This window comes from Acidisoma sp. PAMC 29798 (assembly GCF_030252425.1).
Taxonomy (GTDB): domain Bacteria; phylum Pseudomonadota; class Alphaproteobacteria; order Acetobacterales; family Acetobacteraceae; genus Acidisoma; species Acidisoma cladoniae.
Genome location: NZ_CP126994.1, coordinates 3,682,213 through 3,708,089, shown reverse-complemented (window position 1 = coordinate 3,708,089; position 25,877 = coordinate 3,682,213). Strand labels below are relative to the sequence as shown.

Genomic DNA, 25,877 nt, shown 5'->3' with positions numbered 1-25,877 from the left:
GCTCAGAACTCCAGCACGACGGCGGCATAGGCGTTCGGTCCGAAGGTCTCATTCACCGCCTCCGCGAAGGGCGTCGGCACGGTGCCGAAGATGTCCCACCAAGGGATCAGTTCGAACTCATCCGGCGTCGCGAGGGCTTGGAGCTGCTTGGTGGTGAAGGGCGCATCCGGCTTGACCAGGCCATAGAGTTTCAGCAGGCACCAGAAGGACCAATAGGGGATATGGACGATGCGCGCGCGCGCGCCGGTGGCGCGTTTGATGGCGCGGATGATGTCCACATAGGTGATCCGCTCGCGGCCGGTGATGTTATAGGCGCCGATTTTCTGCTGGCGCAGGCAGGCCAGGATGATCCGGCAGAAATCCCGCGCATAGAGCGGCTGACGCAGATAGCGGCCATCGCCGGGGATCGGGAAGACCGGCATCCGTTGCATGAAACGCGACAGCCAGCCGAGATGTTTGCGGTCGAAAGCACCGAACATGAGGGTCGGTCGAAGCACGCAATGGGCGATGCCGTCGGCCACCACCATCCCCTCCTGCGCGGCCTTGGTTTCCGTGTACCAATCCTGCGCCGCAGAGTTGACGACGGAGGAGCTGATATGGACCAGATAGGGCACGGCGGCACGCCGCAGCGCCGCCAAGGCAAGGCCGGTGGCGGTGATGTTATTGGCCCTGAAGGCATCTTCCACGTCGCCGCCGATCTGGGCCTGCAGCATGACGGCGGCCTGGGCGCCGGCGCAGGCATCTTCCCACACGCCGGGCTGCGCCATATCGGCCTCGATCACCTCAAGTTCGGGATGAAGCCGCCGCAGCATCGCCGTATTGGCGGGGTGCTTGTCGATGCAGACGAGGTTGGTGAACCCCTCCTGCTTCAGCAGCACCACCAGATTCTGCCCCACCAGCCCGGCGGCGCCGAACAGGATGATGCGATCGGACGGTGTCACAGCTTGGTCTTGCGGAAAATGGCGTCCGGCACCAGGCGGATGATCAGCATGATCCAGCGCCAGAACCAGGGCGTGTAGAGGATGGCCGGGCCGCCGCGCGCCATCGCCCGATGGATGTCACGGGCCACACGCTCCGGCTTGGCCCAGAGCGGGCCGCCTTTGGCGACCGCCGCCGTCATCGGCGTATCCACGAAGCCCGGCTGCACCAGCACCACGTCGACGCCGCGACTGGCCAGACGGTGCCGAACCCCTTGCGTGAAGACCCGCAACCCGCCCTTGGCGGCGCCATAGACGTAATTGCTCTGCCGCCCACGGTCGCCTGCGACGGACCCGATGACCGCGATCGTGCCATGCGCCATGACCGGCGCCAAAGCCTGGAGCAGGGAGGCCGGGCTGAGGAAGTTCGTGGTCATTTCCCGCAGCAGGGCGGTGGGGTCGCGCTCGCTTTCCGCCTGATCACCCAGCGTGCCATGCGCGATCAGCACAGATTCAATGCCATCGAGCGTCGCTCGGGCCTGTTCCACCAGCCGGGCATGGTCGGCCATATCCGTGAGATCGGCGACCGTGGTGTGAACTTCGGCGGCGCCGCGCAGGCGCAAGTCGGCCGCGACCGCTTCCAGCCGCTCGGCGTTGCGGGCGACCAGGAAGATCCGGGCCCCTTCCGCCGCGAACAGCCGGGCCGTTGCCTGCGCAATGGCGGAGGTTGCGCCGAAGATCACCACGCGTCTCATGAATTGCTGCTGCTTTCGAAAGGCGCGGTGACACGGCGCCAGAAGGAGGAGGAGAAGTGCGGGTCCACATGGCGCGCGAAATCGCGCCAGTTTTGAAAGCCCCGTTGGAAGTCGCCGGCCGAGACGCGACCATCCTTGGCCGGATAGATGCGCCCGCCGGCCGCCGCCGTGATCGCGTCCAGCCGGTTGAGAAGATCGTAGGTGGCAGCACCTCGGTTGGGAAAGTCGAGCGCCAGGGTCGTGCCGGCCATCGGGAAGGACAGCATGCCGGGAGATGGTCGGCTGCCGAGGGTTTTCAACACGGCGAGGAACGAGCCTTGTCGCGCGGCCGCGATGGCGTTCAGAAGCGCCGGAATCGCCTCAGGTGCCGTCACTGTGGGCACGACGCATTGATATTGGTGAAAGCCGCGCGCGCCATAGATGCGATTCCACTGCCCGATCGCGTCCAGTGGATAAAACACGGGCTCATAGGAGGATACGCGGCGGGTCGGCGTCACGGGCGCGCGGCGCCAATACAGCGCGTTGAAGGCCGTGACGGAGGCCGCGTTGAGGGCGAAGCCGGGCAGGTCGATCGGCATGCTGCGGCGGAATCGGAGCATCGCCGGCGGCGGCGGGCCGAGGCGCCCGGCATGTCGCGCGCGGGTGAAGATGCCGCGCCCAAGCTGCGGTCCACGCGCCAGGCAATCGGTCCAGGCGACCGTGTATTCCCAGTCGGCCGATTCCGCGTTGAGCCGGTCGAAGGCCGCGAGATCCTCGAAGCGGATATCCTCCACCTCCAGCCACAGGGAGGGGACGGATTTCATCTGGAGCACGGCGGACAGGATCACCCCGGTCAGGCCGAGGCCGCCGATGGTGGCGGCGAACAGCGCCGTCTCCTGGCTCGGGGAGCAGAGATGCGTGGTGCCGTCCGACCGCAGCAGGCGCAACGACAGTACGTGATTGCCGAAGCATCCCGCCGAGTGATGGTTCTTGCCATGAACATCATTGGCGATGGCGCCGCCGACGGTCACGAACTTGGTGCCCGGCGATACGGCCGGGAACCAGCTGCGTTCGGGTTCCGACACAGCGGTGAGGTATTGCAGGATCTCCGCCAGGGTGACCCCGGCCTCGACCTCCAGCACGCCCGTCTCGCGATCGAAGGCGATCAACCGGTTCAGCGCCCGAACGTCGATCAGGGCGGCGTCGGCGTTCAGACAGGAATCGCCGTAGGACCGCCCCATGCCAAAGGGCAGCACGCTCGTCCGCGACCCGCGCAGGATCGCCGCGACGTCACCCATGAAGGCCGGACGCGTCACGGTTTGGCGCGGTCGAAGAACGCGGCCCCAGGAGAGGTAATCCGACCGCACCACCGTCAACTCCGCGCCAGCAGCACCAAGACGGCGATAACGCCCCCCAGAATGAGCGACAGACGGTCCCGCATGGCGAAGAGGATGGGGTCGTCATGCATCTGGCCACGCGCGGCCAGCGCCCAGGTGCGGCAGATCCAGTAGCCGAGCAGGATGCAGATCAGCCACATCCAGCGTGGATGCGGATAGAGCAGGATGGGCGAGCCCGTATCGACCAGGAACAGGAAGAAGGTCGAGACGGCAGAGAAGCCCGAAGCGGCGCCCATCGCCATCAGCCAAGGCGCATCCTTGGGCAGATAGGCGCGTCCGGGCACCGTCGTCAGGCCCTGTTCGCCGGCGACCAGGCATTCGCTGTACCGTTTCACGCAAGCGAGGCTCAGGAAGAAGAAGATGGAGAAGGCCATCAGCCAAGGGGTCAGCGGGTGGTTCACGGCGGCGATGCCGGCGACGATGCGGATGGCGAAAAGCCCCGCCAGCGTGAAGACGTCCAACATCAGCTTGCGCTTGATATAGGCTGAATAGGTCAGCGTCACGGCGAGGTACAGGGCCGCGACCCAGGCAAATGCCAGCGGCAGAAGAGGCAGCAGCGCGGTGGCGGCAAGTCCGAGGAGCACGACAGCGACGACGGCCTGCCGCAGCGGCAGCGCGCCGGAGGCCAAGGGCCGATGACGCTTGCTGCGATGCAGCCTGTCATGCGGCAGGTCCAGCATATCGTTCAGCAAATAGGTGGCCGATGCCATCAGGCCGAAGACCAGGAAGCCGATGAGGGCGGCCGGCAGATCGGTCAGCACATCGCCGCCGAGCAAAACCGCCACAAAGAGCAGGATGTTCTTGGCCCATTGGTGCAGCCGTAGGGCGCGCATCCAGGTCCGCACGCCGGGTCGCGTGGCCGCGAAATCGGCTTCCACCGTGACGTCGGCGCCGAGTTCGGCGCGCAAGGGGGCGATGGCGCCGACGAGCACGGCCGAACCGCCGCCGCGCCAGATCGGCAGGTCCTTGCGGCTATCCCCGGCATAGGTGAAGCGGGATCCGACGATGGCGCGGATGGCCGCGAGCTTGCGCGTTCCGGACAGATTGACGGTTCCGTCACTGCCATGCGCCGATTGAAAGATGCCGAAGCGCGTGGCCACGGCGGTGACGATGGACTGATCGGCGGCGGAAAAGAGATGCAGTGCCCGGCCGGCTTTGTGTTGCCGCAGCAGCCAGGCCAGGAGCGGGGCGTTGACAGGGAGCGTCGCGATATCGAGCGTCACATGCTCGCTGATGCGACGCTTGAGATGGGCGCGACCGCCCATCAGCCAGAATGGCAGCAGCAGCAGGCACCAGACTTGGTGACGCACCAGCTGAAGGCCGGATTCCAGCAAGGTATCGGTGCAGAGCAGCGTATCGTCCATATCGACGACGAGCGGCCAGACCTGATCCGTGCTGCCGTCTGCTTCAAAACTGGGGGCTGAACTGCTCAAAATGTCGGAATCGGACCATTCGGTGACGCCGCGTCGCTACGGCCGGATTGGAGACATTTCCGTTGCTATAGGCGATGCCACCGGGGCCAGCAATGGTGGCCATTCGGGCCTAATGCTCCGCCACCACGGTAACGGGATCCACCAGGGGGCAGCTCCAATGATGGCCGCCCGTCGTCATTTCCAGGGCCAATCTGAAGGGACCGGACAGGCCGCGCAGGTCCAGCAATGCCTGATAGCCGACCTGGGTCAGCTGCGGCTGGTGAAAATAGGCACCGACGTCGGGGCGATATTGAATGAGGGCAGGCGCCGTCACCACCCGGCTATCAGGCCCGCGCAGCGAAACGGCCATGCGATCTGCTTCGACGCCCTGGCCGAAGCCCCATCCGTTCAGGCGCACCATTCCGGACAGGACCAGCGGCTTGGCATGATCCACGACGGTCCCGTCATACAGATCGAGCCAGCAATGGGCCCCGGCTTCGCCAGGCGGCAGGGTCACCGGCTGCGGCGACCGGAACACCACGGCGCGAACCTCGGGTCGTGACGGGATCAGCAGCGGTGTCAGCGTAACGGCGTAGTCTCGGCGCCAAAACCGCGTGTCGCCCTCGATCATGAAGGCAGCGACCCGCCTGTCATCGAAAGCCGCAACCTTTGGCACGACGAGGGACACAAGCTGACCGGCGTCCGCGACAAGAGGCGCGATGACGAATCCTGCGCGGCCCATGCCCGGGACGTAGCGGAAATCGATCGATCCGCCATTGCGCAGATGCACCGCGATATTCAGGGGCGGCAGCTTGAACACCGCGCCCACGACACGGCCCAGCAGCGTTGGCTGCACATCGATCTGTGCCCAGAGCGGCATGTCGGGCGGGACGGAGACGCGTTCGCCGAGGGTATGGCGCGCCATCGGGCCGGGGGTGCCAAGCGTGGCAGGGGCTGGCCCCGGCCGGCGGTGCAGGATGGCCATGTCGCCTTGCATCGCGACCGGCTGGTAGCCGGCGAGCAGGGCAAGCCAACTCGGCCCATCTTCAAGGGCCGGCAAGCGGTTATCGATCGGCTCCAGCTTGATCAGAACATTGTCGGGTGCCGCAGCACCGTCGAGGTGGCGCGCATCATCCTGCGCCAAGGCCGGCGTATAGGCGGAGTAGCTCTGCAGGATCGGCCGGGGCGCCCATTGCAGATGGTGGGCGAGCAAGATGGATTGCCCGTCGGAATAGATGTCCGACGTGCCGGACAAAGGCGGCAGCGGATAGGCTGCCCGGATACCCGCCAGTGTGGCGTCAAAATTGCGTTGCAGATCGTCGCCACCCTTCAGCCGATCCCGCAAGCCCTGCGCCGCGCTCATTGAGGTGGTTTCGAGGCGCAGCAAGGCGGCGCGCGGGCCGATATGCTCCGCCGCACGATCGAGAACGCCCGCGCCCGCCAGACCGATGATGAGTGCCAGCACGGGCGCCTTGCCGCCATTCGCCAGTGCGAGAACGCAGGCGATGAGCCCCAGGCCCCCGGCGGCAATCGCGATATGGGTATCCTGGCGGACGAAGCCGGCCTTCAAGGCCAGCAGCAGCAGAACGGCTGCCCCCAGCAGCACCACCAGCCCTGGCAGGCCAGCCCGCAGCGCGGGGCGTAGATTCAGCGCCAGAACGACCATGGCGACAGCCGCGAAGACATCCACCTGCCAAGCCGGACCCGATAGGGCCATCGCCTGCGTATAGCCGCCGACAAAGCGACTTTGGGCGATGAAGAAGTCAGGGAGAGCGCCCAGGGGTTGTTGGGCCGCCAGCCAAAACGCCACCATCGCGACCGGGAACAGAAGGGCGCCCGCCGCCACCAGGCGCCAGCGACCACCGAACAGAAGCAGCCCGCCCCCCAGCCCCAGAGCGACAAGAGTACCGGCCGCGAAGGTGCCCTTCACCAGCGGAAGTACGGCCAGCGCGATGACCAACAGGGCGCCGACGCCGAGCATGGCTTTCGGCAGGGCATCCGTGCGCGCCACGGCTTTCGCGGTAAGCGCCACGAAGAGCAGCGGCACCATGAAGAACAGCGGATCGCGGAGCCACAACAGGTTCAGCAGAACGGCCAGCAGCACCGCCAGCCATAGCGACCGGCCGGTGGCCAGCGTGATCAGGCCGGCGGCCATGGCCGCCGCCAAAATGACGCTGGCAACCATGGCGAAGCCGTAGGTCGCTGGGTGAAAGCTGAGCGTATAGACGGAGGCATAAGGGCCGAAGGCGAAGATGAGGTCGCGGCCGAAGACCAGATGCTGGCTCACGGCAGCGTTGACCGCGAAGGCCCAGGCGCTGTCGAGATCGACCCCGGGCTGCTTCGGCGCGAAAGGAATGATCCCCACGGCGCAGCCCAGCACGACCAATATCATAGCCAGTGGTCGCCACAGGCGGGCATCACGGGTCATCAGGCAACCTCATCTTGGGCGTAGGGGGACAACGGAAAAGCATGACGCCGTGCGTGGACGGCGTGTCAAAGGGCTCTCAGAACCCGAGGCGCCGCAAGGTGGCATCAAGCCGGTCCTGCCAGGCCGAGAGCGACAGCGTCCGCCCGGCATAGGCGAGGCCACCGGCCGACAGGCGGTCCCACAGCACCGGGTCCTGATAGGTCCGAACGATCGCCTCCGCGAAGGCTGCGGGCGCGTTCGCCACAAGCACGCCCCCCTCATCACCCAGGGCCATGCCCTCGGCCGCCACAGAGGTGGCGATGCAGGGCACGCCTGCGGCAAGGCTCGACGCGACCTTGCCCTTGGCACCGGCGCCGAATCGCAATGGGGCGACCGTGAGGCGCAGGTCTTCAAACCACGGGCCAAGGTCGGGCACGTGCCCCAGCATCCGAATGGACGGGTCACGACCGTCCACCAAATCCGACGGCGCATCGGCGCCCACGATGCTCAAGGTGCAGTCGGGCACGTCGCGACGCACCAGAGGCCAGATCTCGGCGACGAACATCCGCACCGCATCGACATTTGGGCTATGGCCGAAGCTGCCGACGAAGCCGATCCCGCGCCGCCTCGCGAAGGGCGTGACGGGAGGGTGAATCGCGCGGGCCAATGGCATCTGCACGACGAGGGACGAGGGCATCGTTTCGGCAAGCAGAGTGGCCTCTGCCTCCGACACCACCAGCGTGGCGTCGCAACTGCGGATAACATGCTCCTCCCGCGCGCGGATCTGGTCGATCAGGCCGAGCAGGCGCGCATCGCCCGTCATATGGGCGCGCCGCTCCTCGCGCAGAAAATTCAGATCGATGGAGTTGAAGACGAACCGGGCGATGGGACAGTGCGCCTGGACCGTTTCCAGGAACGCCCCGCCGCAATAGACTCGGCAGAGCACGCAAAGATCGAGCGTTACGCCGTGGCGGGCGATGTAATCGCCGACGGAGGGGGCGTCCCTCGGCTGCAGGCAGGCAATGCCCTGTCCGATCAGCCAGTCGCGTGCCGGTTGCGGGCCCTCATGCTGCTCGGACGCGGCCAGGACAGCATCGAAGCCCAGGGCTGCCAGGGCCTGCATCAGGTTGAAGATATCCACGGAACCGGAATCGCGATCGGGTTGCGGCCAATGATGATCGATCACCAGAACCCGCCCCCGCGAGGCCGGAGGGACGTCCGTTATCGGCATCGTCGTCGCCACGGGCATCGGTGGCCGTTTGTCCAAACCGATCGCCCGCGCGACCACGCGGGCCACAGGCAGGCGGCGATCTGCGACGTCGCGCTCCAGCTGTTCCAAACGGATGCGTAGGCGACTGATCTCCGCCAGGGCCGCTATCAGGCGATGCCGGTCCCGCTGCGCTTGAGCCCTCGTGATCTCCGCGTCCTTCCCCTGGTCAGGCGGGGTGAGGGTCGTGGCGGCAGCACTCATGGCATGGGCACCGGTATGGGAGGTTTGCGGAGAGGGGCTGTTCGTCAACGAACGGCAGAGTGAATGCTAATGAAAGGCGCACGTCGGATCAACCGAACCCCTTGGGGGCGGTTGTGGGGGCCGCTGGGGTTGCGCGGAGGCCGCTCAACCGATAGCGGTCACTTCATCCACGCGGGAGTTGAGACGACATTTCCCAAAATGACTCTCCCCCGCGCATCCCGATCCAGGCGCGCCGCAGTGTCCGGATCCTGATATGGTCCATCCTCGGCGTCATGATGGTGGCGGCCGCGTTGGTGGCGCTCGACACGGCGCGGATGGTCGTGGAATGCGCCGTTCCGGTCACGATTCTGGATCAATGGGCCCAACTCGTGGGCGCCCGCACCATCACCCTGAGCTGGCTGTTTTCGCAACATAACGAGCATCGGCTGCTCTTCGCCCGCCTAATCTTCGTGGCGGATCGATGGTTTTTCGCGGAGACGGGCAAGCTATCGCTCGCCGTGAGCGGGGCGATCCAGATCGGACTCCTGCTCCTGCTCCTGCGCCTCGGCCGCGCTGCGGGCCTCCGAAGTGGGGTCGAGCGGGCTTTGGCCGCGACCGGGGTCGTCGCTCTCATCGCCTGGGCTGTGCAGTTTGAGAACTATACCTGGCCTTTTCAGGTGCAGTTCTTCGGCATCGTCCTGGCGGCGGCGGCCTGCTTTGCCGCCGTGGCGATGGTGCGCGCGACGGTCTGGGGTGCGGCATTGGTCGTTGTCTTGGGTTTCGTCGCGACCTTCACCCTGTCGAGCGGGGTCGCTGTGCTGTTCGTGGCCACCGCCTTGGCCATCTGGCTAGGCCGACCGAAGCTCTATGTGGCGGTGGTGGCGATCGCCGCCGTGGCGATGCTCGCCGGCTACCTCATCGGCTACCACACGCCGGTGGAGCATAGTGATCCCCTGGTCACCCTGCATCACCCGGTGGAATTGCTGCGCTACACGGCGGGGGTGCTGGGAAGCCCCTTTGCTAGCGCCAACGCGGTTGCCACGGGCATGATCAGCCCGGTCCTGTCCGAGGTCATCGGGGCCGGCGGCCTGCTGGCGCTGGTGGTGCTCGGCTGGCCGCACCTGCGGCGCGGTGCCGCTGTATCGCCGGCCGCCGCCGCTTTGGTGACGCTCTGCGTCTTCGTGCTGGCCATGTCCCTGTTGACGGCACTGGGCCGATTGAAGTTCGGACAATCCTCGGCGCTCGCCAGCCGCTACACCACGCCGGTGGTCGCCTTCTGGGCCTGCCTTCTGCTTTTGGGCATGATTCGAATGAGTCGGCCTGTGGTGGCGGGTGTGGTGATTGCCCTCCTGGTCCTGTTCATCGGCTGGACTCAACCCGGTTTTGTCAGGATCGCCCAGCAAGTGGCCGCCGACCGGGCGATTTCGATGCCGGCCTTGGTGGCCGGCGTTGCGGATGCGAAGGTGATCGCCCCGATCTATGACACGCCCGTGGTGCCGCTTCAGGTCCGCTTGACCCAATTCTCGACCCGCACCGGCGTCTTCTCTCAGGTGTGGGCACCTTGGATTGGCACGCCCTTGCAGGATCACACGCGCCTGACGGATCCCGCCCGCTGCGATGGGCAGTTCGATACAGCAATCCGTATCGACGACAAGACTTATCCCGGTTGGCGGGTGCTGGGCGAATTGACCCGGCCGAGCATCGATGACGGCCGTCAGGTCATGGCGCTGACGCGGCCGGACGGAGTCATTATGGGATACGGTATCAGCGATGCCGATACGACGACACTCACCGTCGCGGGTCCGGCGGGCGCGCCCGCCCGCACCGGCTGGGTTGGCGCCGTCACGGGGGCCGACCCGACACAGGACAAGGCCTTCGTTCTGCTGGACGGCTTTCGGACCGCCTGCCCTTTACGCAATCTGCCGCAGGTGGAAACGCAAGTTCAGGTCGCCCTGACCCCGTCGATACCGGCTCAGGCGATACCTGGCGGCTCGGTCGATGCGGTGTATCTGAACCAGTACGTCACGATAGACGGCTGGGCCTTGGTGCAAACCAAGACCGGAACGCCTCAGATCAATTTGGACACCAATCTGCCCGTGCAGACGGCGACCGTCGCTTCCGTTGCGCGGCCGGATGTGGCCGCCGCCCTCAAGGACCCGGTCTTGGCGAAGGCGGGCTTTCGCGTGGTGCTGATGCTTGATCCGGCCAAGCCGGTTCCAAGCCAGGTCCGGCTTTGCGTCTGGAGCAAGGACCGCGTTTATGGCACGCGGAAATTGGGCATGGACGAGACCGCGCAGGCCTTGTGCCCGAGGTAGTTACGCGCGGCTGGCCAGAAACTCCGCCATCTCGGCCACCATCCGCTCGAAGGTGAAGCGGCTGGCGGAATGGCGCCCACCCTCCGCCAGACGGGCACGCAAGGCACCGTCCCGCGCCATGCGCGTAATGGCGGCGGCAAGTCCCGACGCGTCGCCCTTGTCGAACAACAGACCGCTTTCGTCGTCGCGCATGATTTCCGGGTTGCCGCCGGTGCGGGAGGCGATGGTCGGGATGCCCAGCGCCATGGCGTGAATGAGCGTCAGGGAGAAGGGCTCGTAGAGGGAGGGAAACAGGTAGATGTCGTGCGCATTGAACAGCGCCGGTAGCGCACTCTCCGCCACCGTCGGCCGCAGCAGGATACTGCCGGCCTGACCGCTTTGGGCGATCGCGTCCTGGAGCTGCGTCATATAGGCGGCGTCCTGCATGTCTCCCAGCAAGGTGAGCTGGATTCGGTCAACACCCAGGGCGGCAGGATCGAGCAGCGGCATGGCCGCGACCGCCGTATGGGCTCCCTTCAAATCCACCATGCGACCCGCAAACAGAAGGTTCAGCGTTCCCGCCTCCACCAGTCCCGTGCGATCGACGGTTGGGGCGGCCGCGTGGCCACTTTGCTTGACGCCGTTATGGATCACCCTGTGGCGCGGGAAGCGGCTGCCCCCGGCCGCATAGAGATCACGCACAAAGGCCGCGCCGAAGATCGCCTCCAAACCGGGCATCGGTGCGCGTCCCGCCAGGCGTCGCACGCGTGCCACCACCCGGTGCAGAAGGCTGGGCGGTGGCGCCGGCGCTGGCTCCGGGGGCGGTACGAAGGGGTGCGGGCCATGCACCATGTCCCGGAAATAGGCGCTGACGAATTCCGGGTTGCGCATGACCAACAGCCAGTTGTCGGTCAGCATGACCACGGTCCTGAAGCGGCTTTCCTCCAAGGCCTTGAGCATGCTGGCATCGAGGAAGAACAGATTCCAGGCGAAGACCACGTCCGGCCGCACCTCCTCCAAAACGCGATGGAGGATCGCCAGATTGGTGACGCCGATGGCCGCCCGATCCTCCGGCGTGCCGGGAAAGGGCGTGTAGATATCAGGCCCCGTCAGCAGTCGCAGATCGCGCAGCACGCGCTGGCCAGGATACTCGGCGACCGCGCCGCCATAATCCGACGTGAGGACGACAATCTCATGTCCCGCCGCCGCCAAGGCGCAGGTCACCTCAAAGCAAAGCCGCTCGTAACCGCCGATGACATTGGGCGGATAGAGATTGCTGAGGACCAGGATGCGCATCAGACCCACTCTTTCAGGATGGTTTTGAAAGCGCTGTCCGCCAGCAATGGCGCGCGGTCGAGCGACGCCGCGCCATGCCGCCGAAGATAGGCCATGCATAGCGGAACGGCCCGATCCAGCGCATGGTGGCGCAGCACGGATTGCACCGCGCCGGCTTGGTCCCACGCGATCGGCGGTGCGCCGGGCCGATCCCATAAGGTTGTCAGATAGGCCGCCGCCGTGATCGCCCATTCGACGCGCACGCCGGAATGCTCTTCGCTGATCGTGTTGCGCGTATGAATGCGGTAGCGCAGCAGGTCTTGGTCCAGGCGCGCGATGCGGTGGCCGAGGGCCAAAGCCCGCAGCAGCCAATCGAGATCATGCACGTAGCGCAGCGCCGCGAAGGGCCCGATGCTGTCCCATGCCGCGCGACGGATCATCAAGTTGGACGTCGTCATCAGGAAGTTGCCGTTGATCAGGGCGCCGCCCAAATCCGCCCCGGCCTGATGAAAGGCGAGCGCCTCGACATACCAGGGATTGGCGATGGCAACGCCGGCACCATCCATGAACTGTAAGCCGGAGGCTGCGATACCCGCGCCGGCATCCGCGTCCAGCGCCGCCGCGAGGGCGTTCAACCGCCCCGGCATATAGGCGTCGTCGGAATTGAGGATCGCCAGCAGATCGCCGGTGCAGCGGGCGAGCCCGGCATTCAGCGTCGCATGGGCGCCTTGATTGTCCTGCCGCGTGAAGACGATGCGCTTGTCCCGACGCGCCAGCACATCCATCACGATGGCGGACTTGTCCGTGGAGCCATCGTCGATGACGATGATCTCCTTCACCACGCTGCCTTGCGACAGGATGCTGGCGATGGCGGCCTCGATATAGGTGGCGTGGTTATAGAGAGGCACGACGACGGAGACCCGCGCGAGCCCAGTGCTTGGCGGGGACCGGCGCCAGAGGGAGTCGAGCATTAGAACGACCGCGCGGTCAGACGTCGGCTGAGGCCGGGCGCCACGCGCGTCATCATCGGCGCCGGATCTTTACGAGTCGCAATCTCCCCAGGCCCACTCAGCACCACGCCATGTTCGCCGATGAACTGGCTGAGGGCGATGGGTGACGCGATTTCGACCACAGTTGCGGTGTCGAAGCACAGCGTCGGCTCCGTCACCTTGAGCCAAGTATGGCCGCTCTTTTCGCAGCTGTAGAAATAGAGCCGCTCGATGACATGCGCAGGGGTGTGGTCCACCTGTTCGCCTTCTTCGGGAAAGTCCTCGAAGGTCAGCCCGAGATCGAGCAGGGGACGCAGCGCGGCGGGACGCGCCCAGAACATCGAGCCTGAGGGGAAGTCCAGCGCCCGGCGCGGCGACAGGCTGAGACCCATGCGTGCCGCCATGGCCCGCGCGCCCTCGAAATTGCCGTTCCAGCCCAGCCAGCGGCGGATGGCCTGATAGTGCTGCGGCGCCACCATGCCCAAATCTGGAACGCGGCCGAAGCCATCCAGAATGCTACGCACGATCTCAGGCGAGCCGAGCAGCGTCTCGAACAAATAAGACCGCCAGGGCGCGAGGAAGGCCGCGTGGGTCGACACCTTGGAATGCAGATGCAGGACCAGGTCATAGCGGTCATAGACATCGGCAAATCCCACCAGCTTCGGGGCGATGTCACGCCCGCGATTGGGTGTCACGCGTACCTCGACGCTGCCCTTGTCCCAGGACCCGAAGATCGCCTGCAATTCGGCCTGCTTTTCGGCAGTATCGGTCGATAGACACAGGTCCGCCGGGACGGGGATGTTGTGGAGGTAGAACAGCATCTCCTTCGCGACCGCGACATGGAAGACATGGGCGATGACCCCCAGCCTCTGTTCGGTTGCTATCGGCGTGTAGAAAAAGGGCACGGCGACGCTCCAATCGGACTCTGCCGGCCGGCTGGTATTGCGCTCGGTGGGGGGCGGTGGCGGTGCGGCCGGTGGCTTGACGGGCTTGCCGTCCTCGTCCAGCAGCGGCACGGGCTCGGGCTCGCGATGCACCCGATCCAGACTGGCCAGAATGTCGCGTACCTTGGCGGTGAACACCTCGGGCGCGCAGTCGAGGCGCGCCCGGATCAGGGCGTTGTCCCGCACCCGCTCCCACAAGGCGGGGTCATCATAGAGCCGGGCGCAGGCCGCCGCGAAGGCGCCGGGATCGTCGGCGACCAGGATTTCGGTGCCGTCATCCCAGCCCAATTGGCTGGCGATGAGACCGGTGACCACCATGGGAATGCCCAGCATGGCCGCCTGATGGACCTTGTGCGGAATGCCGGCGCCAAGGCGCGACGGCACCACCATGACCCGCGCCCGCGCCAAGGCCGGCGGCAGGCTTTCCACCATCCCGACCAGCTCGAGCGTATCGCCGTCCATGGCGGCGATCGTCTTGGCCTTGTTCAGGCCGACTACCGTCAGGCGGAAATCGGGCTTGCCCAGCGCCTGGCGCAGCGGCGGCAGGATGGCGTCTGCGAACCAGCGGACGGCTTCGGCATTCGGGGCGCTATCTTCCTGGATCGCGCCCAGAAACACGATCTGGTCGCGCGCGTCATAGCCGGTCGGGATCGGCGCATCGTCCAGCGCATGGCCGAGGATGTGAACGTCAGGGGCGCCGTAATCCTCCAGCACCTCCTGCTCGGCCGGCGTGACGGAGATGACGGCCTTGGCGATTCGCGTCAGCGACACTTCCGCCGCGACCAGCTTGTGCCGTTCCAGATCCGGCACCGGGTCGCCATCCGTCGCCCGGCGTTGCAGGGTGCGCGTCACGAACAGCGCTTCGGCGTCATACAGAACGGCGGCGCCGCCGAGCAATTCGCGCTCCGGTCCCACGGCCTCCAGGAAGGCTTCCATATTGGGCGGGCGGCAGACCAGGATGGCGTCGAACTGGTTCGGCCGTGCCACCAAATAGTCCCGCAGCTGATACCGGTCGGCGCTGATCAGCACCTCGATCCGCTTATCGAGCGCGAGGCGCACGCCGTGCCAATCTTCCTTGTGGCGGAACATCGGGAACAGCGTGACTTCGGCGCCTGCCTCCACCATCTCATGCAGCAGCCGGTTGGCGCGCGGATAGCCGGTGCCGAGTTCGACCTTCGGCACCCGATCCTCCAGCACCAGGATGCGCAGCGCCTCGGTCCGCGCCGTGCGCGCCGCCAGCAGGTTCAGCGGGCTGGCGGGGAATTGCTTGTCCAGCCACTCCCTGTGCTGGGCCGCGAAAATGGCGTGGTTCGCGGCCTGCAAACGCAGAGCGTCACCGCTTTGGGTCGAGCTCCCAAATTCGTAATGGATGATCGTCGCATCGGGATCGTAGACCACCCTGTGGCCGCCTTCCCACAGGCGCACGCAATAATCCGTTTCCTCGTAATAAGCAGGGGCGAACCGTTCATCGAAACCGCCCATGGCGCGGAACAGCGCAGTCGGCGTCAGCAGGAACGCCCCCGAGCAATAATCCACGTTGCGCTGGAACATCACGTCCGGCGTATGCGGGTCCTGGCCACGGGCGTAGCCCGAGCATGCGCCGTCCCGCCAGATGATGGATCCGGCTTCCTGCAAGGTGCCGTCGGGCAGAATGATCCGCCCGCCCACGGCGCCGATCGCCGCGTCGGAATCGAGCGTGCGCAAAGCACTCGCGAGCGCGCCGGGCAGCAACTGAGCGTCGTTGTTCAGCAACAAAATCGTTCGCCCGCGCGCCGAGCGGGCCGCGAGATTGACCGCCTTGAGGAAATGCAGGTTCGCGCTGTTGCGGATGACCGTCGCACCCTCCAGCCGGTCCAGCAGGGCGGCCGTATCGTCAGTCGAGTGATTGTCCGCGATGACGACTTCGACGCCGAAGGACGCGTGGGCGAGGGTTTCGATAATGGAGCCGAGGCAACCGAAGGTCAGCTGGGCCTGATTGTACAGCACCAGGATGATGCTGACGTCAGGCTGCTCGGCACATGGCAGGCGCAGCGTCTCGGGTCCCGCAAGAAACGCCTGCAGCCGCGCACTCAACAGCGCCCGCATGGCCTGCTTCAGCGACGTGACGGCCGTCACGTCTGAGGCGACATCGGTCGCCGTCGCATCGGCCGGCGCGGGCTCAGGCAGAGCGACCGCCGGGATCGGGGGCAGAGACGGCAAAGGTGGCAGCGCAGGTCCGGCCGGGGCGAGGCCGCGACCGCGCAGCAGGCGGGCCGCGACGCGCAGCGGCCGGCCGATCTTCCAGGAGCGGGAGCCCACGTAGAACTGCGTGACAGTCGCGGCCGTCTGCTGCTGGACCTGTTCAAGCTGCGGCCCCGCCAGAGCCAATTGCTGGCGCGCCTGTTCCACGGCCAGGGCCGCGTTACGCTGCTGCCCCTCATGGTGGGCATTCAGGCCCTGGATGGCGCCCTCATAGCCCGCCTGCATCTCGGCGCGGACGCGACGTTCCTCCGACGTCAGGAATTGCTGGTGTCGCACGTCATGCATGAGCTGGGCGGCCAGCATATCCCGCGACTCGATGAGGCGGTCGCGCACGGCAAGGGACTGGGCGCGCCCCGCCACGACATTGCCCAAGGCCGCGATCATCATGTCCTTGGCCTGGATGATTTCGCGTTGCCCCTTCAGCAAGGCATCCCGCCATTCCAAACCGCCCTGCTGCGCTTGGGCATCTGCCACCGCACGCTGTGCATGCTTGACCGCGTCCGTCAGCTGGGTCCGCAGGTCGAGGATGGTGACCTGCCGCTGGAAGGCTTCACCACGCGCCGCCAAACGGCGCCGGAGGGTGCCCGCAGCCGCCGCATCCTTGGACAGGGCGAACAGCGCCTGCATCATCGGCGGCTGATCGGGACCCACGCCCAGCACGCCAAGGCCGTTGGAATGATCGAATTCGAACGACGGGTATTCTGCGCTCAGCTCCTGCCAAAAGCGCCAGACGCCGAAATCCCGCTCGCGGACATTGGTGTCGTGGAACACGACCACCGCGCGCGACGACAGCGCGTCCCGCCACGTCTCAAAATCCTGGCGCACCGCGTCATAGGTATGCATTCCGTCGATATGCAGAAGATCGACGCTGGCCGGCGGAAAGTAGGCGCGCGCCTCATCGAAGGTCGTGCGCAAGAGCGTCGAGAATTGGCGGAAGTGCTCGCCGTTAAAACCGGAGACGCCGGCGAAGACGCTCTCGTCATAATGGCCAGCATGCTCGTCGCCCGCCCAGGTATCGACGGCATAGGCGCGGCCAGCGGGGGTAAAGGCTGCCATGGCTTGGCAAAAGGCGAAATAGGAATTGCCGGAATGGGTTCCCAACTCGACCAGGGTCGCGGGGCGCAGGGCTTTGATCAGCCAAAAGGCGAAAGGCAGGTGGCCGGTCCAGGGATCGGGCGGCACGATCCGCATCGGCTCCCAGGTCAGTTCATCCCCGAGATCCACGGCCACTAATGGGTCTAGCATCGACCGCTTACTCCCTCGCGCCCTGGTGCAATCTCCAGGGGTTGCAGCGCGTCAGATACAAGGTCAGCCGGTTTCGTCAAATCTCATCCGGCTTCCGGCCGTGGTGGCAGGGCGGCGAGCAGGGACATCCGCATCGCCGCACGCGAATAGGTCGCGGCCGCGAATCGCACCTGCGCGCGGGACTGCGCCATCCATGCATCGTCATCGGCAAGCAAGCGCAGCAGAGCGTCGGCGATCGCCTGCGGTTGCTCCCAGATCGGGACAAGGCGGTCCAGGCCGGGGATGCCTTGTGCGCCGATGGGCGTGGTGACCAAGGGCAGCCCTTCCCGCAGGGCTTGCACGACCTTGCCCTTGACGCCGGCCCCGAAGCGCAGCGGCACCACGGCCACGCGACTATCCCGGTAGTGGCGTCCGAGATCGGTATCGCTGACCCAACCGGTGACATCCACATCCGGGGCGGCCAGCGCCATCACGGCCGGTGTGGGATGTGAGCCGACCAAGGCGAGCCGCGCCTCGGGGCGCTTTGCGCGGACAAGCGGCAGGATGTTCCGCACCAGGAAGATGGCCGCATCGACATTCGGCGCATGCGAGAAGCCTGCGACGAACAGGATGGTGCTGCTGCGCACTGGGGCCGCGCGTTCGGGAAAGTCATCGAAGCAATAAGGCACGATGCTATGGACATCGACCGTCGGCGCCATGGTGCGCACGGTTTGTGCCTCCTCCTCCGACAAATAGATCACCGTGTCGAAGAGGCGCCATAGTTTGCGCTCATAGGCTTCCGTGATCTCCGCCAGACGGCGGATGGCGTCGTTCTGCGTCACCTCCGCTTCCCGTCGCAAACGCGCGAAGTGAAGGTCGTGACCGTAGTAGGTGACAGGGGCCGTTGTGTTGGAGATGATCGGCATGGCGAGCGCGAAAGCGACCGTGGGGCGGCTGACCAACACATGGTCGAGCGTATCGCCATTTTCCTTCAGCCAGACTTCGATGTCGTGCGTGCCGCGACCATCGAGCACTTCTATCCCCATCTCTTCCAGATGTGGCGCATAGTCTTTGGAATGGTGGGGGTTTTGCGGCCAGAATTTTACCACCCAACCCGCATCGACCAGACAGGTGAGCACGTCGAAGATCGCGCGTGATCCCGCATCATGATCGGGCTCAGGCACGGCATGATCAACCACCAGGATCACCGTGCGATGGCGGGCCCGATCTCGCGCCCGGAGCAGCGATGTCCCTGCGGGGACGTGGTCGCGCGCGAGCGTTTCGGCCCACCGATCACGAAGCAGGCCGGGGTCGGTGTTATCGTCGGTCGCGCCGACCGGGCCGTGGTAGACGACGACCGCGCGCGGCTCGATCATCGCCGTCGCGCCGAGAGCACGGAAGCGAAGCGCGAAATCGGCATCCGCCTCTTCCGCGGTCGGATATTCGGAATCGAAACCGTGCAACGCGTCGAATAGGGATCGCCGTACCATCAGCGCGTTCCGCGACAGGAGATCGACCTCCCTGCGATAGTTGAATTCGGGCCGGTCGGGATCCTCGCCCTCACCCCAATGGCTGACACGTCCGTTGCGCCACAAGATCAAGCCCGCTTGCAGAAGCTGTCCGTCCGGCAGACGCACGCGCGGTCCGATCATGCCGACGTCGGGACAGAAGGCGAGCCGGTCAGCCAGAGCATCAATGGCGCCGGGCATGACTTCGCTGTCTGGATGGAGCAACAACAGAAACTCGCCGCGTGCCTGTGCAGCAGTATCGACGGCTTGAAAGCCTGTGACGTGGCCGCGCAGGTGTTCGGTCACGACACGTCCTGGATCGATCAGCAGCACTTCGATCGCGGTGCGGTGTTGATGCGACGCAATCGAAGCCAGGCATCGCAGAAGTGAGTCAATGGAGCCAGACGCCTGGATCAGGATCGAGACGGCCGGGTGCTCGGCGCTCGGGATTTGGAGTGCAGCGGGTGTCACCAAAGCGGCGGGGGGTGCAAGGTCGCCAAGGTTTCGGCGAAGGCGCAGCCGGTGAAACAGCTGGCCGGTCGCTGTCCAGTAGAAAGCTTTTGCGATGCGCCGTAGGATCCGTGCGAGCTGGGGATTGCGGTGCCCGATATCACGCAAGCGACGGCTTGCCCGCCAAACCGTGCTCGTTTCGATGGTGTCGAGATGCATGCGCAGGGCGTCCCGCTCCCGCGCCCGTGCTGCGGCCTGTTCTTTTGCGAGAGCGAGGTCGCGTTCCAGGGCCGCCGATGAGGGCGGCAGTGTCAGCAACGCCATTCAATCAGCCGCCGCGCGGGGCAGCGTCACAACATCGGCCCATCGCCTAGGCATTCGTATATCGGTCGTCAGGACATTCGGATCGGCGCGGTCGAAGTTTGGATTGTGGAAGGGGTCGTGATCCAGAACCGCACCCCAGCGGTCACGCATTGTGGCGATCTCACGCTTCGCACGATCCAGCTGCGCCGGTGTCTGCTCGCCACCGCGCGAGGCCGATTCCAGATGATACAGCTCTGCAAAGGGCGTCCAAACAACGCGCAGTCCAGCGGCGCGAATACGGAGACAGAGATCGACGTCGTTGAAGGATACGGGCAAGTGCTCGGCATCCATGCCGCCGACCTGTTCATAGACCGCACGACGCAGGGCCAGACAGGCACCGGTGACAGCAGAGAGTTCCCGCGTCAGGGCGAATTGCCCGAAGGGACCGGCGTCATCGCGTGCTGCGCCATGACCGAAATGACCCGCGACCCGCGACACTGCCACACCGAGCACGACGCCTGCATGTTGGACAGTATCGTCTGCGTATAAAAGCTTCGCGCCCACTGCGCCGACATCCGGCCTGACGGCGTGGGACACCATCTCCCTCAGCCAGTCGCCGTCGATAACATCGATATCGTTATTGATCAGCACGAGGATTTCGCCGGTCGCCTCGCGCACGGCGGCATTGTTGATCGCGGCGTAATTGAACTCACCCTGGTAAGGGAGCACGCGCACACGGCGATCGTGTCGCAGACGGTCGATCAGTCTGAGCGCCTCTGGCTCGCGGTTCTCATGATCGACGATCAGCAGTTCCAGGTTTGCATAGTCGGTACGGTGCAACAGACCCGACGCACAACGCGCAAGCAGCTCGGCGTGATCGCGGCTCGGCACGATGAGGCTCACGCGGGGGGCCGGATCGGGCAACGGCCAGCGCGTTCGCATCCAATGCGGCCCGACCGGAACCAATGCGACCTCTGCGCCTTGACTGCGCATAGACGCCTGTATCGGCGATTGCATCGCGACCGTGGAAGGCGGAGCCGCGTCGGTACGGCGCGCATGATAGAGCACGCTGGGGATATGACGTAGGCGATCGGGTGTCGTTGCCGCCGCGATCTTCAACGCCAAGGCGTAAGGGGGATCGGGATCGCCCAGGCACACGCCGATGCTCTCCATCAGCGCGCGGCGACAGACTATGAAAGCACCGACAAGGTTCTGACCGAGCATGAGGTCGATATTCCAGTCGGGCTTGAAATAGGGGTTTGTGCGAACCCCTTTTTCATCGACCTCGTCCTCATCGACGTAGATGAGATCGGTATCGGGGTGACATTCAAGCTCCGCCGCGACTTCATACAGCGCCCGTTCGGACAACAGATCCTGGCTGCCCATGAAAGCGACGAAGGCGCCATCGCTGTGCTGGCTACTCAGTTTTATGCGGGGCTCTACGGCCGCCACTTCTGCCAGGATGGGATGGGACGCGGCGCCGATGACGCATAGTTCCCAATGCGGATATAGTTGCGTGCGCACCGAGGTGATCGCATCCCGCACCCATTGGCCCGGTGTCTCATGCACCCTCATGACGATGGCGATCAGCGGCGGCTGCGCCATGGCGCCGATATGGGTTTGGATCGCCGAGCGGTCGTCTTCGCTCAGCCGATCGCAGAGGCGCATCCATCGCTCGTACTCCGTTTCGGGAGGTGGCGGCGGTGGCGGCTCGGGTGCCGGCTCGGGTTCGCGTTCCGCGCCGTGCCCGGTAACCCGCCGACGCCCGGCCCGGATGCTATCCCAAAAGCGCCGCAGTGGCGCGGTGATACGCCAACTCGTCGAGGCCAGAAGTTGGTCGCGCTGGATTGCGGTCGCGGCCAGGGTGGCGCTGACAACCTCAAGCTCGGCTTGCAGTCTACCAATTGCCTCGTCATCCGAGGGTGCCGATGTCATCGAGGCCGCCTCAGCATCAACCTATTCAACCTAATCCGGGCGCGAAAAAACGCCCCTCCTCGGCCATTGATACAGGGATGTCAATCAACGATGCGCTTAGATTGAGCGTGGAACTGTAACGCCGATCATGTCGCCCTCGCGCACAAGCGCGGCGAGACGCGCCTCTGACCAGGACTCGGTGTCTTCGGGGCGCATCGGCAGGACCATCCAGCGATAATCCGCCGTGCTGTCGACCACGGTCAGAACGACATCGGCCGGCAAGGTCGTGCCCCATTCCAGCAGCACGCCGCGCGGGTCACGCACCGCGCGGGCGCGATAAGCGACGGACTTGAACCAAAAGGGTGGATAGCCGAGCACGGCGCGCGGATAGCAACTGCAGAGCGTGCAAACCACGAGGTGATGGCGTTCGGGCGTATTTTCCAGCACGCCGAGCGGCGGCAGGCCGCGCATGGGGATGCCGAGCGTCTCCGCCGCCTTCGCCCCATCGGCCAGCATCAGGGCGCGGAACTCTGGGTCGGTCCAGGCCTTGGCGACCATCGCGGCGCCCCGCGCCGGGGTCGCGGCATCGGTCGCGGTGATCCTATCCGCGATCTCCTCGGCTGACGTGATCCCCTTGTCGACGAGCAGGGCCCGCAAGGCGGATAGCAGCGCTGTCGGGTCCAGGTCCGTGAGGGTCATGCGGCCACCTCATCCAGCCAGGGCTCGAAGATCTCGATCAGGATGTCGTCCGCAGCCGGACCGCCGCCATCCCAGAGGTCCGATCGGGCAAAGCGGACGTGATACAGCGGCAGCCGCGGCGCGGCGCGGCCGAAGGCGAGGTCCTCGGGATTGGCAAAATCGCCCAGGTGGCGGAGCACCGTTCCGCGCTCGCCGCGCACATAATGCGGTGTGCGGATATGGCAGGGGCCGCGTGTTTCCGGCCAATCGTCACGCACGCGGACGCGGGTGCCAGGGGCGATCACGACGCCTGCTCCAGCGCCGATCGCAGCGCGGCCTCGTCGATCACGGTCTTGTCGATCAAGGTTGCGGTGATCGCGCAGAGCCAGCGCTCATAATAGGAGAGACGGCGATAGTCGGCCTCGGGCAGGGCTTCGATGCCGCGCCGCAGTTCATCGACGGACATGACCTGTTTCATGCCCAGGATCTGGCGAATGGCATCGACCTCACGGTCGAAACCCGTCAGCTCATGCGGCTCGGTATCGACGGCGTCGCACATATAGCGGGGCACGCCGCCGAGGTCGTGCATCGCGCGGGGACGATCTTTCTCCATAGCGGCAGCATACCGGTTTGGGGCTCCGGCAAAAGAGGGCACGTCGGCCATGCCTCAATCTAGCCTCATTTAACGCTTGCGGGCCTGGAGACAATACTTCTATGAGCGTATCGTTGCACATAAGAAACCCACGCGAAAAGCGAGGTCGATGCCATGTCTGAGCGCCATTATCTGGAGGACGAGGCGTTTCCGCGACCCCAACCCCAGGTCGCGAAGCCGAAGACAGTGGACCGTCTGGTCGAGGGTACATCGGTTCTGGGCATGATCGCCTTCGCTGTGGGCGCGACGGTCGTGATCATGACCCTGCTGGGTGATCCCAGCCGTTCCGCCGGCGTGGCCGCCTATTTTTTGAACGGCAATACGGTGGTGCTGGGGCGGCATTCGCTCGATTTGTCCAAGCCGATCTTCCTGCGGGGCAGTATGCCGGTCTGCCCTGACACGGATGCGCTGGTGAATTTCAGCCCCGACAATCCCAACGGATGCGTCATGACGCAAAGCACGGTGCCGGCGAGTTTGATCGCGATCGTGACGGACGGGATGAAGCAGCCAAGCTTCCAGATGCAGTTGGGGCGTGGGCCATCCGCGATGCGCGGATGGGTCGATTATTCTAACCTGACGAATTAGCGGCGGGTTTGGCGGAAGACGCTCCGCTATTCCGCCCTACAAGCGCAGCGGAATGCGCCGCCCATTCCTTCAGGCGTTACGCGGCTGCTTTCGGCGTTCCCCGTCGGCGCGCGGCGCCAGCATATCTTCCGGCCGGACCCAGGCATCGAACTGCTCCCCCGTCACGAAGCCGAGGGCCAAAGCCGCCTCGCGCAGGCTCGAATTCTCGTGATGGGCCTTCAGCGCGATCTTGGCGGATTTCTCGTAGCCGATGTGGCGGTTCAGCGCCGTCACCAGCATCAGGGAGTTTTCGACATTGGCCTTGAGGCGGGGGTAGTTCGGCTCGATGCCGCGTGCGCAATGCAGTTCGAAAGTCAGCATCGACTGGCTCAGCAGCGTGACCGATTCCAGCAGGTTATGGAGCATGACGGGCTTATAGACATTGAGCTGGAAATTGCCCTGGCTGCCGCCGAAGGCCACCGCCGCGTCATTGCCGAAGACCTGAACGGCCACCATGGTCATGGATTCGCACTGCGTCGGGTTGATCTTGCCCGGCATGATGGACGAGCCCGGCTCATTCTCGGGAATGAAGATTTCGCCCAGGCCTGCGCGGGGGCCGGAGGCGTGCCAGCGCACGTCATTGGCGATCTTCATCAGGGCACCCGCGAGCGTGCGCAGCGTGGCGCTGGCATGGACCATGGCGTCATGCGCTGAGAGCGCCGCGAATTTGTTGGGCGCCGAGACGAAGGGCTGGCCGGTCGCCTCGGCGATGAAGCGCGCTGCCGTGCCGCCGAAGCCGGGGTGGGAATTGATGCCGGTGCCGACGGCGGTGCCGCCGATGGCCAGCTCCATCATCCAGGGCAGCGACGCCTCGATCGCGCGGCTGCATTCGGCGAGTTGCGCCACCCAGCCCGAAATCGCCTGCCCGAGGGAGACGGGGGTCGCATCCTGCAAATGGGTGCGGCCGATCATGATGACATCCGCGAAAGCCTGCGCCTTGGCATCGAGTGTGGCGCGCAGCACCTCGATGGCCGGCAGCAGCGTGCCGTGAATTTCCTCGACGGCCGCGATGTACATGGCTGTCGGGAAGGTATCGTTGGAGGATTGGCCGCGATTGACGTCGTCATTGGGGTTGATCGGGCTCTTGGAGCCGAGCACGCCGCCCGCGATCTGAATGGCGCGGTTCGCGATCACCTCATTGGCGTTCATATTGCTCTGGGTGCCCGAGCCGGTCTGGAACACGACCAGCGGGAACTCATCGTCCCATTTGCCGGCAATGACTTCATCCGCCGCTTGGACGATGAGCCGCACCTTCTCGGGCGGAAGCTCGTCCAAAGCGCCGTTGGCCTGAGCCGCCGCCTTCTTGAGGATGCCGAAGGCACGAATGACGGGGCGAGACCAGACGAAGCGGCCAACGCCGATGGGAAAGTTCTCGATCGAGCGCTGGGTCTGCGCGCCCCACAGACGGTCATTGGGCACCAGGACCTCACCGAGGGAATCCTTCTCGATCCGCATAGTCGTGGTGGCGTCCATGATGCGCGTTCCTTCTCGTGTCGCGGGTTGCTATACCGAAGCCGGGTTCGACTCGGCCAACGCGGCACGAAGGATGCCGGCATGGCGGGAAAGCAGGGCTTGCGCCTGATTTAGGGCTAGTCCGCGCAGGATCATCAAGCTGGCTGTTTTGATGTGGCCGTTCGCGGCGGCGAGGGCTTCCGCGCTTTCGGTTTCCGTGCAGCCGGTGAGATCGACCAGCATTCGGCGGGCGCGGGCGAGAAGCTTGGCATTGGTGGGTCGCATCTCCACCATCCGGCCGCGATAGATGCGACCCAGCCGAATCATGATGAGCGTCGAGAGCAAGGTGAGCGTCGCTTTCTGGGCCGTGCCGGCCTTCATGCGGGTGGATCCCGCCACCGCCTCCGCCCCGGTATCGAGAAAAAGGGCATGATCGGCGGCGGCGAGGAGCGGTGCACCGAGGCTATTGGCGATGCCGATGGTGAGCGCCCCGGCCGAGCGGCCGGCGCCAACGGCGGCGATGGCATAGGGTGTGCTGCCGCTCGCGGCCAGCGCGATCAGCACATCCGCCGGGCCGACACCGATGCGGATCGCATCGGCCACGGCCTCATCGGTATCGTCCTCCGCGCCCTCGGCGGCGCGAAGCAGGCTGGCGGTGCCACCCGCGATCAGCAGCGCGGTTCTGGCATGCGGCCAGTCGAAGGTCGGCGGAAGCTCGGCCGCATCCAGCGCCGCCAGCCGGCCCGAGGTTCCTGCCCCCGCATAGATCAGGCGGCCTTCGCCTTCAGTCAGCCGCGCGGCAGCCGCATCGGCGGCCGCGGCCATCGCCGGCAGTGCGGGGCGCAGCGCCGCGATTGCCGCCATCTGGCCTTCCCACAAGGCTTCGAGGGCCGTTTCGCTGCCCCATAGATCAAGGTCGGTGAAGCGTTCGCTGACGACTTCGGTCGCGGGCAGGGCGGGGGGGCGATGCATGTGCCCCGGTTGACGCCAGGCGCGGCCTGCCGTCAAGCAG

General features: G+C 65.6%; 18 protein-coding genes. 2 read left to right on the top strand and 16 right to left on the bottom strand.

Annotation, left to right across the window (positions count from 1 at the left end; genetic code table 11):
- Window positions 1–2: 2 nt before the first annotated feature.
- The 6 genes from QP803_RS17810 to QP803_RS17785 form a co-directional block, all read right to left on the bottom strand.
- Window positions 3–941 carry an NAD-dependent epimerase/dehydratase family protein gene (locus QP803_RS17810; RefSeq protein ID WP_284944819.1) on the bottom strand — a complete coding sequence of 313 codons (939 nt, stop codon included), beginning with the start codon at window positions 939–941 and terminating at the stop codon, window positions 3–5.
- Window positions 938–1,672 (bottom strand): SDR family oxidoreductase, encoded by a 735-nt coding sequence (locus QP803_RS17805; protein ID WP_284944818.1) that lies wholly within the window; start codon window positions 1,670–1,672, stop codon window positions 938–940. The genes QP803_RS17810 and QP803_RS17805 overlap by 4 nt, the downstream gene beginning before the upstream one ends.
- Window positions 1,669–3,021, bottom strand: a complete 1,353-nt coding sequence (locus tag QP803_RS17800; protein WP_284944817.1) for an FAD-binding oxidoreductase — start codon at window positions 3,019–3,021, stop codon at window positions 1,669–1,671. Before QP803_RS17800 ends, QP803_RS17805 begins: the two co-directional genes overlap by 4 nt.
- Window positions 3,022–3,023: 2 nt before the next feature.
- A complete protein-coding gene (locus tag QP803_RS17795) occupies window positions 3,024–4,481 on the bottom strand; it encodes a UbiA family prenyltransferase (protein ID WP_284944816.1) in 1,458 nt (485 codons plus the stop codon).
- Window positions 4,482–4,590: 109 nt separating this feature from the next.
- The gene (locus QP803_RS17790; protein WP_284944815.1) at window positions 4,591–6,888 is read right to left on the bottom strand and encodes a hypothetical protein; all 2,298 of its coding nucleotides are present in this window, start codon (window positions 6,886–6,888) and stop codon (window positions 4,591–4,593) included.
- 76 nt (window positions 6,889–6,964) lie between these two features.
- Window positions 6,965–8,338, bottom strand: coding sequence for a glycosyltransferase (locus QP803_RS17785; protein WP_284944814.1), 1,374 nt, complete (start codon window positions 8,336–8,338; stop codon window positions 6,965–6,967).
- Window positions 8,339–8,610: 272 nt separating this feature from the next.
- Here QP803_RS17785 and QP803_RS17780 point away from each other — a divergent pair, with 272 nt between their 5' ends.
- Window positions 8,611–10,632 (top strand): hypothetical protein, encoded by a 2,022-nt coding sequence (locus QP803_RS17780; protein ID WP_284944813.1) that lies wholly within the window; start codon window positions 8,611–8,613, stop codon window positions 10,630–10,632.
- Here the strand turns inward: QP803_RS17780 and QP803_RS17775 are convergent, their stop codons facing one another.
- The 8 genes from QP803_RS17775 to QP803_RS17740 form a co-directional block, all read right to left on the bottom strand.
- Complete coding sequence (locus tag QP803_RS17775) at window positions 10,633–11,907, bottom strand: glycosyltransferase family 4 protein (RefSeq protein ID WP_284944812.1); 1,275 nt, start codon at window positions 11,905–11,907, stop codon at window positions 10,633–10,635. It abuts the gene before it with no gap.
- Window positions 11,907–12,857, bottom strand: coding sequence for a glycosyltransferase family 2 protein (locus QP803_RS17770; protein WP_284944810.1), 951 nt, complete (start codon window positions 12,855–12,857; stop codon window positions 11,907–11,909). The genes QP803_RS17775 and QP803_RS17770 overlap by 1 nt, the downstream gene beginning before the upstream one ends.
- On the bottom strand, window positions 12,857–17,305 hold the full coding sequence (locus QP803_RS17765) for a rhamnan synthesis F family protein (RefSeq protein WP_284944809.1): 4,449 nt from the start codon (window positions 17,303–17,305) through the stop codon (window positions 12,857–12,859). The genes QP803_RS17770 and QP803_RS17765 overlap by 1 nt, the downstream gene beginning before the upstream one ends.
- A gap of 83 nt (window positions 17,306–17,388) precedes the next feature.
- The gene (locus QP803_RS17760; RefSeq protein ID WP_284944808.1) at window positions 17,389–19,566 is read right to left on the bottom strand and encodes a glycosyltransferase; all 2,178 of its coding nucleotides are present in this window, start codon (window positions 19,564–19,566) and stop codon (window positions 17,389–17,391) included.
- Window positions 19,567–21,480 (bottom strand): glycosyltransferase family 2 protein, encoded by a 1,914-nt coding sequence (locus QP803_RS17755; protein WP_284944807.1) that lies wholly within the window; start codon window positions 21,478–21,480, stop codon window positions 19,567–19,569.
- 96 nt (window positions 21,481–21,576) lie between these two features.
- Complete coding sequence (locus tag QP803_RS17750) at window positions 21,577–22,158, bottom strand: nitrile hydratase subunit alpha (RefSeq protein WP_284944806.1); 582 nt, start codon at window positions 22,156–22,158, stop codon at window positions 21,577–21,579.
- A complete protein-coding gene (locus QP803_RS17745; RefSeq protein WP_284944805.1) occupies window positions 22,155–22,442 on the bottom strand; it encodes an SH3-like domain-containing protein in 288 nt (95 codons plus the stop codon). The genes QP803_RS17750 and QP803_RS17745 overlap by 4 nt, the downstream gene beginning before the upstream one ends.
- Window positions 22,439–22,750 (bottom strand): SH3-like domain-containing protein, encoded by a 312-nt coding sequence (locus tag QP803_RS17740; protein WP_284944804.1) that lies wholly within the window; start codon window positions 22,748–22,750, stop codon window positions 22,439–22,441. The genes QP803_RS17745 and QP803_RS17740 overlap by 4 nt, the downstream gene beginning before the upstream one ends.
- Window positions 22,751–22,903: 153 nt before the next feature.
- Between QP803_RS17740 and QP803_RS17735 the strand changes: the two genes are divergently transcribed.
- The gene (locus QP803_RS17735; protein WP_284944802.1) at window positions 22,904–23,374 is read left to right on the top strand and encodes a hypothetical protein; all 471 of its coding nucleotides are present in this window, start codon (window positions 22,904–22,906) and stop codon (window positions 23,372–23,374) included.
- Window positions 23,375–23,443: 69 nt separating this feature from the next.
- Here the strand turns inward: QP803_RS17735 and fumC are convergent, their stop codons facing one another.
- Both fumC and QP803_RS17725 read right to left on the bottom strand, forming a co-directional pair.
- Window positions 23,444–24,886, bottom strand: coding sequence for a class II fumarate hydratase (gene fumC, locus QP803_RS17730; protein WP_284944801.1), 1,443 nt, complete (start codon window positions 24,884–24,886; stop codon window positions 23,444–23,446).
- Window positions 24,887–24,916: 30 nt separating this feature from the next.
- Window positions 24,917–25,837 (bottom strand): N-acetylmuramic acid 6-phosphate etherase, encoded by a 921-nt coding sequence (locus QP803_RS17725; RefSeq protein WP_284944800.1) that lies wholly within the window; start codon window positions 25,835–25,837, stop codon window positions 24,917–24,919.
- Window positions 25,838–25,877 lie beyond the last annotated feature (40 nt).

Bases quoted from the DNA above. Each gene is read 5' to 3' on its own strand.
- QP803_RS17805 (WP_284944818.1), bottom strand. From the start codon at position 1,672: ATGAGACGCGTGGTGATCTTCGGCGCAACCTCCGCCATTGCGCAGGCA.
- QP803_RS17790 (WP_284944815.1), bottom strand. From the start codon at position 6,888: ATGACCCGTGATGCCCGCCTGTGGCGACCACTGGCTATGATATTGGTC.
- QP803_RS17785 (WP_284944814.1), bottom strand. From the start codon at position 8,338: ATGAGTGCTGCCGCCACGACCCTCACCCCGCCTGACCAGGGGAAGGAC.
- QP803_RS17780 (WP_284944813.1), top strand. From the start codon at position 8,611: ATGATGGTGGCGGCCGCGTTGGTGGCGCTCGACACGGCGCGGATGGTC.
- QP803_RS17775 (WP_284944812.1), bottom strand. From the start codon at position 11,907: ATGCGCATCCTGGTCCTCAGCAATCTCTATCCGCCCAATGTCATCGGC.
- QP803_RS17770 (WP_284944810.1), bottom strand. From the start codon at position 12,857: ATGCTCGACTCCCTCTGGCGCCGGTCCCCGCCAAGCACTGGGCTCGCG.
- QP803_RS17765 (WP_284944809.1), bottom strand. From the start codon at position 17,305: ATGCTAGACCCATTAGTGGCCGTGGATCTCGGGGATGAACTGACCTGG.
- QP803_RS17760 (WP_284944808.1), bottom strand. From the start codon at position 19,566: ATGGCGTTGCTGACACTGCCGCCCTCATCGGCGGCCCTGGAACGCGAC.
- QP803_RS17755 (WP_284944807.1), bottom strand. From the start codon at position 21,480: ATGACATCGGCACCCTCGGATGACGAGGCAATTGGTAGACTGCAAGCC.
- QP803_RS17750 (WP_284944806.1), bottom strand. From the start codon at position 22,158: ATGACCCTCACGGACCTGGACCCGACAGCGCTGCTATCCGCCTTGCGG.
- QP803_RS17740 (WP_284944804.1), bottom strand. From the start codon at position 22,750: ATGGAGAAAGATCGTCCCCGCGCGATGCACGACCTCGGCGGCGTGCCC.
- QP803_RS17735 (WP_284944802.1), top strand. From the start codon at position 22,904: ATGTCTGAGCGCCATTATCTGGAGGACGAGGCGTTTCCGCGACCCCAA.
- fumC (WP_284944801.1), bottom strand. From the start codon at position 24,886: ATGGACGCCACCACGACTATGCGGATCGAGAAGGATTCCCTCGGTGAG.
- QP803_RS17725 (WP_284944800.1), bottom strand. From the start codon at position 25,837: ATGCATCGCCCCCCCGCCCTGCCCGCGACCGAAGTCGTCAGCGAACGC.